The organism is Stieleria sp. JC731 (assembly GCF_020966635.1).
GTDB lineage: Bacteria > Planctomycetota > Planctomycetia > Pirellulales > Pirellulaceae > Stieleria.
In genome coordinates this window covers 383750-398257 of record NZ_JAJKFQ010000001.1, presented here as the reverse complement: position 1 = coordinate 398257, position 14508 = coordinate 383750, and the positions used below count along the sequence as shown (strand labels likewise).

General features: G+C 55.3%; 11 protein-coding genes. 5 read left to right on the top strand and 6 right to left on the bottom strand.

What is annotated here, in order from left to right; genetic code table 11:
* Position 1: 1 nt before the first annotated feature.
* The 3 genes from LOC67_RS01315 to LOC67_RS01305 all read left to right on the top strand — a co-directional run bounded on the left by LOC67_RS01315 (position 2) and on the right by LOC67_RS01305 (position 3865).
* Entirely contained in the window at positions 2–994 is a 993-nt protein-coding gene (locus LOC67_RS01315) for an ABC transporter ATP-binding protein (RefSeq protein WP_230260620.1), read from the top strand.
* Positions 987–2015 carry an ABC transporter ATP-binding protein gene (locus tag LOC67_RS01310; RefSeq protein ID WP_230260619.1) on the top strand — a complete coding sequence of 343 codons (1029 nt, stop codon included), beginning with the start codon at positions 987–989 and terminating at the stop codon, positions 2013–2015. The genes LOC67_RS01315 and LOC67_RS01310 overlap by 8 nt, the downstream gene beginning before the upstream one ends.
* 80 nt (positions 2016–2095) lie before the next feature.
* A complete protein-coding gene (locus tag LOC67_RS01305) occupies positions 2096–3865 on the top strand; it encodes an adenylate/guanylate cyclase domain-containing protein (protein ID WP_230260618.1) in 1770 nt (589 codons plus the stop codon).
* Positions 3866–3894: 29 nt separating this feature from the next.
* On the opposite strand, the gene LOC67_RS01300 is transcribed toward LOC67_RS01305, so the two are convergent.
* Complete coding sequence (locus LOC67_RS01300; RefSeq protein ID WP_230260617.1) at positions 3895–5802, bottom strand: alkaline phosphatase D family protein; 1908 nt, start codon at positions 5800–5802, stop codon at positions 3895–3897.
* Positions 5803–5900: 98 nt separating this feature from the next.
* Positions 5901–6620 (bottom strand): hypothetical protein, encoded by a 720-nt coding sequence (locus LOC67_RS01295; RefSeq protein ID WP_230260616.1) that lies wholly within the window; start codon positions 6618–6620, stop codon positions 5901–5903.
* A gap of 509 nt (positions 6621–7129) precedes the next feature.
* On the opposite strand from LOC67_RS01295, the gene LOC67_RS01290 reads away from it, so the two are divergent.
* The gene (locus tag LOC67_RS01290) at positions 7130–8407 is read left to right on the top strand and encodes a 6-phosphofructokinase (RefSeq protein WP_230260614.1); all 1278 of its coding nucleotides are present in this window, start codon (positions 7130–7132) and stop codon (positions 8405–8407) included.
* A 178-nt stretch (positions 8408–8585) separates the two neighbouring features.
* On the opposite strand, the gene eboE is transcribed toward LOC67_RS01290, so the two are convergent.
* From eboE to argB, 3 genes are read right to left on the bottom strand one after another with little or no spacing between them, the layout of a single operon-like run.
* Complete coding sequence (gene eboE / locus LOC67_RS01285) at positions 8586–9800, bottom strand: metabolite traffic protein EboE (protein ID WP_230260613.1); 1215 nt, start codon at positions 9798–9800, stop codon at positions 8586–8588.
* A 57-nt stretch (positions 9801–9857) separates the two neighbouring features.
* A complete protein-coding gene (gene argF / locus LOC67_RS01280) occupies positions 9858–10790 on the bottom strand; it encodes an ornithine carbamoyltransferase (protein WP_230260612.1) in 933 nt (310 codons plus the stop codon).
* Positions 10791–10838: 48 nt separating this feature from the next.
* The gene (gene argB, locus LOC67_RS01275) at positions 10839–11723 is read right to left on the bottom strand and encodes an acetylglutamate kinase (RefSeq protein ID WP_230261574.1); all 885 of its coding nucleotides are present in this window, start codon (positions 11721–11723) and stop codon (positions 10839–10841) included.
* A gap of 356 nt (positions 11724–12079) precedes the next feature.
* On the opposite strand from argB, the gene proC reads away from it, so the two are divergent.
* Entirely contained in the window at positions 12080–12886 is an 807-nt protein-coding gene (gene proC, locus LOC67_RS01270) for a pyrroline-5-carboxylate reductase (RefSeq protein WP_230260611.1), read from the top strand.
* Positions 12887–13001: 115 nt separating this feature from the next.
* Here proC and odhB read toward each other — a convergent pair whose 3' ends face one another.
* The gene (gene odhB, locus LOC67_RS01265; RefSeq protein WP_230260610.1) at positions 13002–14273 is read right to left on the bottom strand and encodes a 2-oxoglutarate dehydrogenase complex dihydrolipoyllysine-residue succinyltransferase; all 1272 of its coding nucleotides are present in this window, start codon (positions 14271–14273) and stop codon (positions 13002–13004) included.
* Positions 14274–14508: the final 235 nt, after the last annotated feature.

Genomic DNA, 14508 nt, shown 5'->3' with positions numbered 1-14508 from the left:
GATGAGCAAAGCTTCCCAACCGTTGCTTGACGTGCGAAATCTGCAGGTCAGTTTCAAAACCGATGAATCGCAAGTTCGCGCCGTCCGTGGCGTATCGTTCGAAGTCTTTCCCGGTGAAACGGTCGGACTGGTCGGCGAAAGCGGCAGCGGCAAAAGCGTTACCAACCTCTCGCTGATGGGACTGGTCCCCAAACCACCGGGACGGATCGATGGTGGCGAAGTCTGGTATGACGGAAAGGACTTGTTAAAAGCAAGCGTCAGACAGATGCAAGCGATCCGCGGTCGCCGCATCGCGATGATTTTCCAAGACCCAATGACGGCACTTAACCCGTTGATGACCGTCGGCCAACAATTAACAGAGATGACGCGACTGCATCTCGGTTACACACAAAAGGAAGCGAATCGCCAAGCCGCCGAAATGCTGGAATTGGTTGGCATCAGTGGAGCATCGCGTCGGCTGCGCGATTATCCGCATCAATTCAGCGGAGGCATGCGTCAACGCGTGATGATCGCGATGGCTTTATCATGCGAGCCTGACTTGTTGATCGCCGACGAACCGACAACCGCACTGGACGTCACCATCCAAGCTCAGATCTTAGACCTGCTGCGGGATCTACAACAGCGGCGCGGCACCAGCATCATCATGATCACTCACGATCTAGGTGTCGTCGCCGAAATCTGTCACCGTGTCTTGGTGATGTATGGCGGCCGAGTTGTAGAAAAAGCCGACGTGGAATCGTTGTTCGCTTCGCCAAAACATCCCTACACCCAAGGCCTGCTACGATCGCTGCCGAGACTGGATCACGATTCGAAACACCTTGAAGCCATTCCGGGACAGCCGCCGGATCTTGGAAACCTGCCACCGGGTTGCTCCTTCCGCCCACGTTGCCCCGACGCGATCGATCGCTGTGGTGAATCAGAACCGGCGTTAACCATGATCGGGCAAGAGCGACAAGCGGCTTGTTTCGTCGCGCAGGAGGCTGCGAATGTCTGATTCAAAAAACAACCCGTCAACGGCCACGCTGCTTTCGGTTGAAAACCTGAAAGTCCACTTTCCGTTCAGCCGCGGTTCGTTTTTGAATCCCGAACACGGCTTCATCCGCGCTGTCGATGGCATTTCGTTTGATATCGCTGAGGGTGAGACTCTCGCTTTGGTCGGCGAATCGGGCTGTGGAAAATCCACAACCGCTCGGGCGATCACCGGGCTGGTGCCGGTCACCGACGGCAAAGTCCAACTGAATGGCAAAAACGTCGTCGGCCTATCCGGTCAACCGTTGCTGCGTTATCGACGCGAAGTCCAAATGGTTTTCCAAGACCCGTTCGCGTCCTTGAATCCTCGAATGACCGTTGGCAGCATCATTGGCGAACCGCTGGCGGTGCATGGCTTGGCATCCGGCAAAGACCGTAAACTGGAAGTACTGCGGTTGATGGAATTGGTCGGCTTGAACCCAAGATTTCTGAATCGCTACCCACACGAATTCAGCGGCGGACAACGTCAACGGATCGGCATCGCACGTGCCCTAGCGGTCAATCCGAAAGTCATCCTTTGCGACGAACCGGTCAGCGCGCTCGACGTCTCCATCCAGGCTCAAATCATCAACCTGCTGATGGATTTGCAGCAACAGCTAGGACTGTCCTATCTATTCATCGCCCACGACCTAAGCGTGGTCCGACATATTTCGACCCGAGTCGGTGTGATGTACTTGGGACGCATCGTCGAACTCGGTACAGCGGAGTCGGTGTATACGCATCCGACGCATCCCTACACCGAAGCGTTGTTGTCTGCCGTTCCGGTCCCGGATCCCAAGGCCGCAGTCAGTCGAAATCGCATACGGCTTGAAGGCGAAGTTCCAACGCCGGATCAAGAATACGTGGGCTGCTCATTTGCCAATCGCTGTCCGATTGCGGTTGAGCACTGCGGAAAAGAACGACCGAAGCATGTGCAATCGCCGTTGGCCTCGGAGTCTCATACGGTGGCCTGCTGGGAACGCACCTCAACACCCGATACGCTGTAACCTACCAAGTGGTAGTGCTACGCGTCTCATTGAAGCGTGTCACGAAACGTTTCATCGAACAGGTTGATTGATACATCGCCATGGCTGAACTGATCGCCCAAGGCCCGCAAGCGTATCACCGTTGGCGTCGCGAAATTCCCGAACCGGCAATGGTGTCTGAAGTCGTCATCGGTCGCGCGGGTGCGGATTGGAATGTACCTTGGGATTCGATGATCTCCCGCGCTCACGTTCGCTTGGTTCCACAGCCGGAACAAAGGGTCGAAGTCTTTGTCGTCCCGTCGGCACGCAATCCGGTTTTCCATCAGGGGCGGCATGCGTTGCGGTTCGTGCTCGTCCCCGGTGATCACTTCGCCATCGGCAACACGACCTTCACGTTGGCCGCCGGTCGTCCGCCTGCGAACCGCCAAGGCCAAGACGACTACGAAGTCACCGAAAACGTTTTCGACCACGTCGCCTTACGACGCAAGCACTTTCGTAACGTCGGTGCCCGGATCGATGTGTTGACACGTCTGCCGGATTTGATCGCCAGCAGCGAAAGCGACCAAGAATTGCTGGTCCGCGTCACAAGTGTTCTGCTGCAATCGACACCTTCGGCCGAGTCTGTCGCGATCCTTTTGGCCAAAGACGTCGAAAAAGACCACGGGGATTCCATCGAAGTACTGCACTACGACAACCGTAGTGCGACGCTTGGAAATTCACCGATCAGCCGACGACTTGTCGAACGTGCCATTACAGCACGCGAAAGCATCCTAAACGTTTGGGAAGGTAGCGATGCGCCGGGTTCAGCGATCTTCACCGCTCGCGAAGATGTCGACTGGGCATTCTGTGTGCCCCTGCGAAGCGAAGCTTGCCGTGGCTGGGTCATCTATGTGACCGGTCAAATTCACGGCGACCATCCATCCGATTCCAGCACCCCCGAAGCGGTTAGCGAGCAATTGCAGGACGATGTGAAGTTCGCTGAGATTGTTGGCACCACGGTTGCCAGTCTTCGACAAAGTCATTTGCTGCAGCGACGCCAAGCGGCGATGGGAAGATTCTTTGCTCCGATCGTAATGCGAGCGATCGCTGCGGGTGATTCCACAAAGGTGCTGCGTCCACGCGAAGCCGACCTGGCCGTTATGTTCTGCGACCTGCGCGGGTTTTCGCGGCGAAGCGAGCAAGGGGCCGATCAGCTTCTAAAATTGCTCTCGGACGTCAGTGATGCGCTCGGTGTGATGACGAAACATATCCTGGGATTCGATGGGGTCATTGGTGACTTTCACGGCGACGCGGCAATGGGATTCTGGGGATGGCCGCTAGCCCAGTCCGATGCGGCCGTCAAAGCGTCACAGGCCGCGATCGCCATTCGCGAAGAGTTCAAGAACTCTGCACATGGATTTCACTGCGGCATCGGCTTGGCACTCGGTCCCGCGGTCGCCGGACAGATCGGAACGACCGACCAAGTCAAAGTCACTGCCTTTGGACCGGTTGTCAATCTTGCCAGTCGTTTGGAATCGATGACCAAACGTTTCGGCGCCGAAATCATAATCGATCAACCGATGCGTGAATCACTGCACGCGCAGGCAAGCTCCGCGCGGCTTCGAAGACTTGCCAAAGTCCGTCCTGCCGGCATGACCACACCGGTCGAGATCACTGAACTGATCAGCCTTGATGATTCGAGCGAAAGCTCCGTCGACTCGGAACTCGTTCGCCAATACGAGACCGCACTTCAAAAGTTTCAAGAACAGGAACTCGATGAAGCACTTCGGTTGTTGCGCATGATGCCAACAACCGATGGGCCAACTCAATTCCTGATTCAGCAGATCGTCGACGGGAGCCACCGAGCCGATGTCATCGATCTACCCAAGTAATCTTGAAATCACTTCGTGCTGCGATGGCCTCACTGACGCGCCGTCGAGATCGCTTCGGCATACGCCAACTCGCCCGTCCGCCCGTCGTAGTACTGAAAGATGACTTGCGGATGCGGATAAGCGACCCAACGGGTGCCGCCCAGCTTTTGCGGCATGTTGAAGACATTGTTGATCTTCACGACACAAAAGTACGGATACAGCCGTTCCAATCGCGGAAGATCGGGCAAGATATAGCTGCTCCAGCGGATATCACATTCACGCGGACCGAATTTAAATTTCCCCGTCGCGGGACGATCACTTTCGTCATTGGCAGGAACATGATTAACACTGTTGTGCGGACCGCAGCAAAATTCCCAAACGTTGTCAGTCACTTTGATCGCGAAGCTATTGTGTAGATCGCCGGTCATCACGAAAACGCGTTTACCAAGCTTCTCCCACTCAGCGATTAGATACTCGCGTTCATCAAAGAATCCTGTCCAAGCCTCTTCTTTGTTCTGTGCATCAGCTTCGAAACCACCGGCACCGCTGTGTGGAATCATGAAGGGCACCGTCGAAATGACGAAGTGAAAATCTGCATCGCTTTCACGCATGCTCCGTAGCAGCCATTCGCGTTGTGGCTTTCCTAGCATCGATACACCAGGCTTATCGCGCTGTGTGACGTCGTGCATCTGACGATCACCACGGGTGTCCAGATAATAGAATTCGCAGTTGCCAATGCGTTGTTTTCCGTAACTGCGTCGGCCGATCGAATAGCTAACGTTGCTGTCGTCAATCTTCGCAGGCATATGCAATCGCAACGTATGCGCATCGATGACTTCGACGATATCGTAGACATACGAATTCTTATGCCCGGCATCATCATCGTATTGCATGTCATTGACGCCGGCTTGAGGCGTTCCCCAATGAACATGCAGATTACCCATCTCGTCGATCGGCATCTTTGTAAAGTCTGCCTGCTGGTCATAAAGAAGATCACTATCACGACGCATGGTCGCTTTCCCGAAATGCACTGGGTGGTCAAACTGCATCGGGTTAGCCCATCCCAGGTAGTCAAACCATGCCTGCGTGCCGATATCACGAAACACGGTGCGGCGATGCCGTTTTCCGATTTCTGCCGAACCCCAGATATCATTTACCAGTTCGTGGTCATCAAACGTAAAGCAACTGGGCACATGCCGATGCCATTTCGCGAGTGCTTCGCCACGATCAAGGTAAAGCTTGTAGTTTTCCCAAACGCCAACAATCGTCGGCGCGATATCGACGACCTCTGGCAATCGGCTCGCCCCTTGGACAAGCCGCCAAGCTTCCGGCGGATACTGCCGTTGTTCCTCATACAACCAGTCACCGTTCATGATGTGAAAGTGAACTCGGTCGGCCCAATCTTCATTGAGATGTTCATAGACGGTTGCGCGATGGCCATTGCCGTGCAGCGGGTTTTGATTCGCGCAAGAACCGATTTGAAATTGAAAGTTAAACAAACCTTCGGGGTTGTACTCCGCATTACGAGTCACATCCGCTGACGGCAAAGTGCGAAAGCTTGCTGGCAACCCATGAGGCCGACCGTTGACCCAAACTTGATAGTGATACCGAGTGTCGGGTAGGAGGCCTTTCAGATCGACGGTGCCCGTATTGTCATGCCCGATCGAGGTTGTTGCCGTTTGGCTAACTTGATCAAGCGATTCCGGTGACATGCCGTAGTGTACTTCGAAGCCGCCCGGATCTGATGTCCTGGCCCAAACACGAACAGAGGTTGCGGACGCTTGCCCAAGCATCGGGCCATGCGTCAGTCGAATCGGATCTCGTGCGTCAGAGATCGTCACGGACGCATCAGCGGAAGGCACAATCGAGTGATGTTTAGCGGGCGACTGGGCAAACAGACGATCCGCTACGATGCCTTGAAACAACGCGGGTAAGAACAGCCAAAGGACAAAACGCATGCGAGGCCGGTGGGGTGGGAGCCTGATTAGAGAGGACAAGTCACAGGCAAAGATTTTAACCCATCAGCACTGACGTTGCCGTCAACGGGGCCTAGCCTTCAACGGGGTTTCGATCGAGTCAACTGGCGGAGCGATTCGAACAGGCTATCGATTTGTGTATCGGTCGGGTCTGGCGCGATCGCCGTGTAATACTCCGGCGTAATCCCAAGTGCCGCACGCATCGCGGCGGCACGTTCGGGAGGGGCATCGATCATCTCTTCGACCAAGTCAAAATCTCGATCCCAAAGAATTCGATCCGCGAGGCACTCGACAAGCCACTGCCAACGATCAACCTCGGTGCATTCGGGCAACAGGTCTTCAACGGCAGACGATTCGTTTGCCTCCAGAGTGATACGGTCCGACGGGAACAGCTCCGTTTGCCGGTTCGCCCCGATCACTTCGTTTTCCAGATAAGCCTGCAGCGCCGCTTGCCGCCACTGGTACCTGACCTCCAGCGGAGATACAGGCTGCAATTCGATTTCCAATTCAATCTGCTGAGACACGTTTTGGTAAACCGCAGCGACGGCAGCTTCGTTGACCCCGGTCAATTCCACGGTGTTATCGGTCGATAGCAGCAGGCCGTTGGCGAGCAGTTCCAGTATTCCGAGCTGCTGCTGCCAAGCCAACTCGTCAAACAGAGTCACGCCGTATTCCCAGGGTGACTCGTCGGTTTCGCGACAGCTGATCAGTTCATCGACCATCGTCGAAATCGATCGACGAATCAATTCGGCTTCCCGGCCGAGCAAGATTCGATCGCCCGATGGAGTGTGCCAGGTCATGATGAAAAGTCCAAATACCAACCGCACGTGCGAGAGACAAGAACGTCATCGTACCAAGTTCGGAATCTCCGATGGCGCGGTGCTGATGACGTAGCGGAGATCTTGATCGAATGAGCTGCGGTGTGCAAGTTTTTGCCCCGATGGGACGGCGAGCGAACCGTCGTCATCCCGTCACTGCGTCTGCGATATGTTGTCGATGCACCAACAATGTTGCTCGCCCAGACTTCCGTCGGGTGAACAAAGAATCGCAACTTGGGGGAATTAAATGCCGTTAGACGCTTCACCCCTAGTTCGCTGATCGACGATAGAGTGATTTTCTCAACCCGAATCACCCAGATTGAAGCACCTTTCTGGCCGTATTGGCCTGGGCGGCTTGGCGATGACCCTCCCATCCATAAAAATTGCGAGACTTCCAAAAGAAACAGAACATCGTCGAAAGTCGAACGAGGCGCCTCCCGGCAGATTTCTCATCAGTACCTCGTCCATTCCCCCCCGACCCAACCAAACACATGCCTGACCACCACACTCTCGATATCAAACGCGTCGCCATCCTATTCGCAGGCGGCCCTGCTCCGGCAGCCAACGCGGTGATCTCGACCGCCGCATTTTCGTTCTTGGAAGAGGGCGCTCAGGTCTTTGGTATCAAACACGGGTACAGCCGCCTGACCGATTACACCGCGGCCGGACCGCTGCAAGAAGGCGTTGATTACATCCGCTTTACCCACGACCTACTGACGAACGCACGCAGCAGTCGTGGAATCATGATCGGCACCGCGCGAACCAACCCAGGAAAACACGTCAGCAGTCCTGAACACCTGAAAGATCCTGAACTGGTCGCCCCGCTGCGACGCGTTTACGAAGGCCTCTGTTCATTGGAAGTCGACGCGTTGATTTCGATCGGCGGTGACGACACCCTGAAAACCGCCAACAAGCTGAAGATGTTCCAAGACAATCTTCCCGGTGACGCACGACGATTCCCTGTCATCCACCTGCCCAAAACGATCGACAACGATTACAGCGGAATCGATTTCACGTTTGGTTTCTTCACCGCTGTCGAAACCCTGGCAGAAGAAATCCGCAACCTGAACTACGACGCCGCCGCGGGTAAGGCGTACTTCCTTTGTGAAGCCATGGGCAGAAGCGCCGGCTGGCTGGCCTATGGCGCCGCGATCGCTGGCGAAGCAAGCTTGGTGATGAGTGTCGAAGACGTCTGCGGCGATCTGGCGACCGAAGAAGTCGATCCAGAAACCAACGAGACTCGCAAAGTCATGGTGCTGGACAAAGTCATCGACAAAATGGTCGACATGATGATCGCCCGTGAACGCGAAGGCCGCGAATACGGAACCATCGTCGTCGCCGAAGGCTTGGCCGAGTTCCTGCCGATGAGCTATTTGGAAGGCGTTTCGCGAGACGAACACGGACACATCAACATCTCGGCCATCAACCTATCGACGTTGATTAGCAAGCTGATCGCCAAGCGATACAACGAACGCACCGGAAAGACTCGCAAGGTCAACGGATTGCAGTTGGGTTACGAATCCCGCTGCGCCCCGCCGCATGCCTATGACGTCATGCTGGGTTCCCAACTTGGTGTGGGTGCATACCGTGCCCTCGTCGAAGAAAAGCTAAACGGCGTGATGGTATCGGTCTCCGGCCAATTCAACCTACACTACGTCCCGTTCGAAAAGCTGGTTGACCCAAAGACATTGGTCACCAAAGTTCGATTCATCGAACCCAAAAGCGACTTCCATCGCTTAGCTAGATTCTTGGAAACCTGCACCGAGTAATCGCCGGCAAATACGGTGTGACCCCCAATCCTTGTGACAAGGCTCTGCCTTGTCACACAGACCAATACTTGTGATAAGGCTCTGCCTTGTCACACAATGCCCGGCAGGCTCCCGCCTGCCAAATACCAACCTCCGCCTGCCAGCTCGGCCATCGACAACCCTGAGCCGCCACCCAAGGCTAAACCAGCTTCGAACACAGCCAGTCCAACTCGCCCGCGATATCTTCAGCCAACCCACGGGCTCGCATCTCACTCGGCAGCACCGTCCAGGCATATGTCTCGGCTTCGAGGTGCCCGGTAAAGTCGACGTCGATTTCAGCGTCGCTTAATGCGGCAAGGCATTCCAAAACCTCCGCACGAGTTGTTTGCAACAACCCGAATCGCTCCAAGAAGATCGGAACGTGGAAGTGAATCACCCAGCGATCCAACTCCGCCAGTTTTTCGACATCGGTTTGGCGAATCAGTTCGGGTAGATCCGTTGCTAATCGGAAGCCGCCTTGTCGGTCGACTTGTCCGGTTTGATGCAGATATCGGTCCTCGGCAAACTCCGAAAGCTGCTTCAGCGCGTCAGCGTGTTGCTCCGCAGGAATTGATTTCCAATCGGCAACGATCGCGCTACTGACCTGGACTTTACCGATCGAAATCCCAGCGTCGGCATAAGCTTTGATCGCATCACGCTGTGGCTCGTTCATCACCGCACTGTGACAGATGTCGTGACAAGCACTGATGTACTGGCGGTGTTGCTTATCGGGAAGCTGCGCGTCAAAGAACGCGACCATATCATCAACCGTGTCCAGCGTACAACCTGGTTCAGGTTCGATCGCAACCGTGATTTCCCGGCCACTGGAATCGTGCAAATCCGCTAAGAACGTTGCCAGCGTGCGCAAGTTAGCACCGGCAACATCAAGCTTGATATTGCGAGCGTTATCATTTGCAAACGGGTTGTCCGGCCAACCGATCGGTAACGTACTGATCGAACCGATCGCCTCGTCATCAGGCATGATTGCTGACAGAATTGTCGCCAGACGCTGGGTGTACTCGAGGCGTTCGCGGTCGGCCCAAGTCGGCAGGTAAACACCTTGCTTTACGCGATCACCATGAAAATTGGCGAAAGGGAAACCGTTGATGGTGAAGGCTGATAGCTTTGCTTCCGTCAGGAATGCGGCGAAACGATCAAGTTCGCCATCGACCAATTGCCGTGAAGCCTCATCTGGGATCCAAAGCCCGACGCCCAGCTGTTCGCAAGGCCGCGTCAAAGCGAGTTTTTCACGAACGGCAACCGCGTAACGGGTCAAGTTTTCGCGGATCGAATTTAGATCGGTGCCTGCATGGACGTTGGTGCAATAACCGACCTGTGTCGACGCAAGTTTCCCAAGGTGAAGCGTTGAAGTCACAGTCGAATCAATCCTTGTCTAGGAAGCGTGGTCGCCGAAAAGCAGAACGCCAGTTCGTCAAACGTTTTTGGCAATCCAATCACGATTGAGCAACCAAACGAGCAAACCTTTCTGCGCATGCATTCGATTACCGGCCTGCACGATGATGTCGCTCTGGTCTCCGTCGATGACTTCATCGGTAATCTCTTCACCACGAACGGCCGGCAAGCAATGAAGCACGCGAGCGGTCGATGGGGCTGCGGACATTAATTTCGCGTTGACCTGATAGTCGGCGAATGCGTTTCGTCTAATCTCGACTTCCGCCTCCTGTCCCATACTGACCCAGACGTCGGTATAGATCGCATCGGCAGTCGAAACGGCAGCCGCAGGATCGTTGGTGATACTGAAGTCTGCTTTGGGGTGTTCCTTTTGCAAACGTGCAACCCACTCGGCGTCCATCTCGTATCCGTTTGGACACGCCAGCGTGAACTTCATGTCCAGCTTGGCACAAATCAGGGCCATCGAGTTGGCCACATTGTTACCGTCGCCCACGAACACGACATGCTTTCCGCTGTAGCTTCCGAAAGCTTCTTCGACAGTCATCACGTCCGCGATCGCTTGGCACGGATGACAAACATCTGTCAAGCCGTTGATCACCGGCACAGCGTCGTAGCTGGCAAGCTGAGTCACGCTGGAATGACGATTGGCTCGGCAGACAACCGCGTCGATAAACTGGCCCAGGACTTTCGTGAAATCCGAAGCCGACTCGCGTTTTCCCCAACCGACATCGTCGCCGAGAAACAAACTTGATCCGCCAAGCTGCGCGATTCCCGATTCAAAGCTGACTCGCGTTCGCAAACTTGGTTTCTGGAACAGCAACGCCACAACACGATTGTGCAAAACGTCTGGTCGTTCGCCCGCTTTCAACTTGCTTTTGACAACCTTGGCCGTTTTCAAAATCAGCTTCAGATCGTCGGTGGAGACGTCAAATAGAGATAGAAAATGTTGCATGTCAGTAGACTCAGTTGCCGCCGTGACGGGAAAAGGAAAAGTTCAAAGTCACGCGGTTCCGTTTGCAGGTTCGCGATAAATTTCTGTTCCAACACCTTCGGAGGTATAGATTTCCAGCAACAGCGAATGCCGTAGACGGCCATCGATGATGTGGACTTTGCCGACGCCGCGATCAAGTGTTTCCAAGCAGGCTTCGACTTTGGGGATCATCCCTTCGGCGATATGCCCGGACGCAATGAGATCACGGGCTTTCGCTTCGCTGAGCGAATGGATGATGGTGTTGGGGTCATCCTTGTCTAAGCGGACACCGTTGACGTCGCTAAGGAAGACCAGCTTTTCTGCACCGAGCGCCTGTGCGACAGCCATCGCGGCGGTATCGGCATTGACGTTGTATAAGTTGCCTTCGCGGTCTTCGCACATGCTGGGGATAATTGGCACCTGATCGGTGTAAAGCAAGCCTTCGATCACGTCGCGATCGACATCGGTAACCTTTCCGACGTGTCCCAAGTCTTCGCCGGTTTCCAGCGCCAAACGCTCACCAAACAAAACGTTGGTGGTATGGACCGATAGATTCATTGCGCGTCCGCCCAACCGCTCTACTTCATCAGTCAGGTGGCGGTTCACCTCGCCCGCCAGAACATCGCGGACGACCTGGAGGGTCGCGTCATCGGTGTATCGTCGCCCATGAATGAACTTGGCTTCGATGTTCGCTTCGGCAAGTGCCCGGTTGATTGCCTTGCCACCGCCATGAACCACGACGGGTTTCATCCCCACCGTTTCCATAAAGATGACGTCCAGCAGGATGTGCAGCAGCGCGTTGTCGTCATCTAAGACACTGCCGCCCAATTTGATAACGGTCGTCTTGCCACGGAACCGACGGATCCACCCCATCGCTTCGATCAAGGTATCCGCTTTCGCAATCGCTTCTAGCACGCAGGAGACTCCCGTGAAGGACAGGGCTGGGGGTAAGTTCAAAATTTCAACACCAAGACGACTTCACCAAAGATCGGTCGCAGCCATCGGTCGACTAAAACCGTTTGCCCGCATGACCTCGATTCGACAACCTCCGCTCCTTCGGTGAGTCACCCGCATCGGGCGACCGGTCAATCTCGTTGTGAAAATTGGTCATTGGCGACCGGGGAAAAACGCATCATGCTAGGTGCCTGCGGTGTAGGGGTCAATTGTCAAGGCATCTGTCTGATGACTTCACTGCCGAAAATGACGAGAAAACGGGCAAAATCGGCCCCTGAACCCTCCAAACCATTGGTCTAGACGAGGAAGAAATCTTGATGAAGAAACGAACGGTCGCCGTCATCGGTGGTGGCCAAATGGCCCGCGCACTCGCCGGTGGCATGCTGGCGTCCGGAGTGATCCAAAATTCGGACCTGTACGTCGCCGACCGCAACGATGACAAACAACAGTGGTGGAAAGAACAATATCCGGGCGTCACCGCCGCAGCCGACCTCAAAGACATCGTTGCGGATTGCGATACGGTAATCCTAGCCGTGAAGCCTTACGGCATTGCCGATGTGGCGGCACAGGTCGCCAAATGTGGCGGGGCCAACAAACTGGTCATCTCGCTCGCTGCCGGAATCTCGCTAGCACAGATTGCCAAACATGCCGGGCACGAGCGCATCATCCGCGTGATGCCGAACACTCCCAGCTTGGTCGGCGCCGGGGCGAGTGCTTACTGCCTGGGTAAAGACGCCACCGAAGACGACGGCCAATGGATCGATGAAGCACTCGCCGGCGTCGGCGTCTCGGCCAAAGTCACCGAAGCCCAAATGGATGCGGTTACCGGACTGAGCGGCTCAGGTCCGGCCTACATCTTCATGGTCATCGAAGCACTTTCCGACGGCGGCGTTCTTTGTGGATTGCCGCGACCGTTGGCGATGAATTTGGCTGCCCAAACGGTTTTGGGAGCCGCAAAAATGGTGCTCGAAACAGGACGACATCCCGGCGAACTGAAAGACGCGGTTGCCAGCCCGGGAGGAACCACCATCGCGGCAATCCAGGCACTTGAAGACAACGGCGTTCGGTCGGCAATGATCGCCGCGGTTCAGGCGAGTGCCAACCGCAGCAAAGAACTGAGCTAAGGATTGTGCTTCTAGGCAACAACCTGCCAAACATTGACGCTGACCATTCGGCTGCGCGACTGCCGCCGAATGCATCGCCAAATTCATCACAGGGAACTCGTCTAAAAGTTCAGAATTACAGTTCCAAGAACAGACGAGCAGGATCTTCGATCACCTCTTTGATCGTTCGCAAGAATCCGACCGCTTCACGGCCATCGACAATGCGATGGTCATAGGTCAAAGCGACGTACATCATCGGCCTGATTTCGACTTGGCCGTTGATCGCGACGGGGCGTTCCTGAATCGAGTGCAGCCCCAAAATTCCCGACTGTGGCGGATTCACAATTGGGGTGCTTAGCAGCGAACCGTAAACACCACCGTTGCTGATCGTGAAGGTTCCGCCGATCAGGTCTTCGGCCTGCAAACGGTTTTCCGATGCCTGTTTGGCAAAGTCAGCGATGGTCCATTCGATCTCGGCGAAGGACATTAATTCGGTGTTTCGCAAAATCGGAACGACCAAACCTTTGCCGCCGCCAATCGCGACACCGATGTCGTGGTAGTTGCGATAGATCGCGCTGTCGTCACGGATCTCCGAATTGACCGCTGGAAACCGCCGGAGCGCTTCGACGCTGGCTTTCGCGAAGAACGACATGAAGCCTAGCTTGACGCCGTGCTTTTCCAAAAACGCGTCTTTGTATTTTTTCCGCAGCGCCATCACCGGCGACATATCAATTTCGTTGAACGTCGTCAGCAACGCGGCGGTCTGTTGAGCGGTGACCAAGCGTGATGCGATCGTCCGACGCAGCATGCTCAGCGGTTTCACCTCTTCGCTGCGATCGGGGCCACCGGTCATCAAAGTGCTTTGCGGACGTGGAGGCGACGCGACGGCTTTGGATGGCTGTTCTGGCTTTGCCGCAACAGGGGCGGGTTTGGCTTTGCCGCCTTCATCCAAGAATTTCTGCACGTCCTCTTTCAACAGGCGACCGCCTGGTCCCGTCGCGGGAACGTCCGACGCGGACAAACCGTTTTCGTCCAGCAAGCGCTGCGCCGCTGGCATCACAAAACTAGCACTGCCTGAAGGTGCACTTGCTGAAGACGATCCCGACGGCGCTGATTCGCCTGCACCCGAACCGGAATCGGAAGCGCCACCACCGGCAGGTTTCGGAGCAACTTTGATTTTCGCAATCACCTCACCGACTTCGGCAAAATCTTCTTCTTGCTTGGTGATGTCTTGCAAAAAGCCGGAAGCTGGCGACGGAAGTTGGACGGACGCCTTTTCGGTTTCGATTTCGATCAAATCTTCGCCGCTTTCGACCCAGTCGCCTTCGGACTTTAGCCAAGCGCCGAGTTGGACTTCGGTAATAGATTCGCCCACGGTTGGGACTTCAACGTCTACGATTTCGCTCACGGGTCCAGGTCTTCCAGGTCAGATTGAAAACAGGTTGGAACGGGCACTTGCAGTATGGAAAGGATACCGAGTGTGCAATCGCTCTCACAGCGGTGTCCCGCTGGTTCTACGAAGAGAAACTCGGCGTATCGACACTGTTACCCCTTCGACACAATAGCCCCATTCCTGAAACATTCGTTCGCTGAAACGAACTGTTGATAGCAAATTCGGCATGGAGTCAGCCGACCGAGCCAGT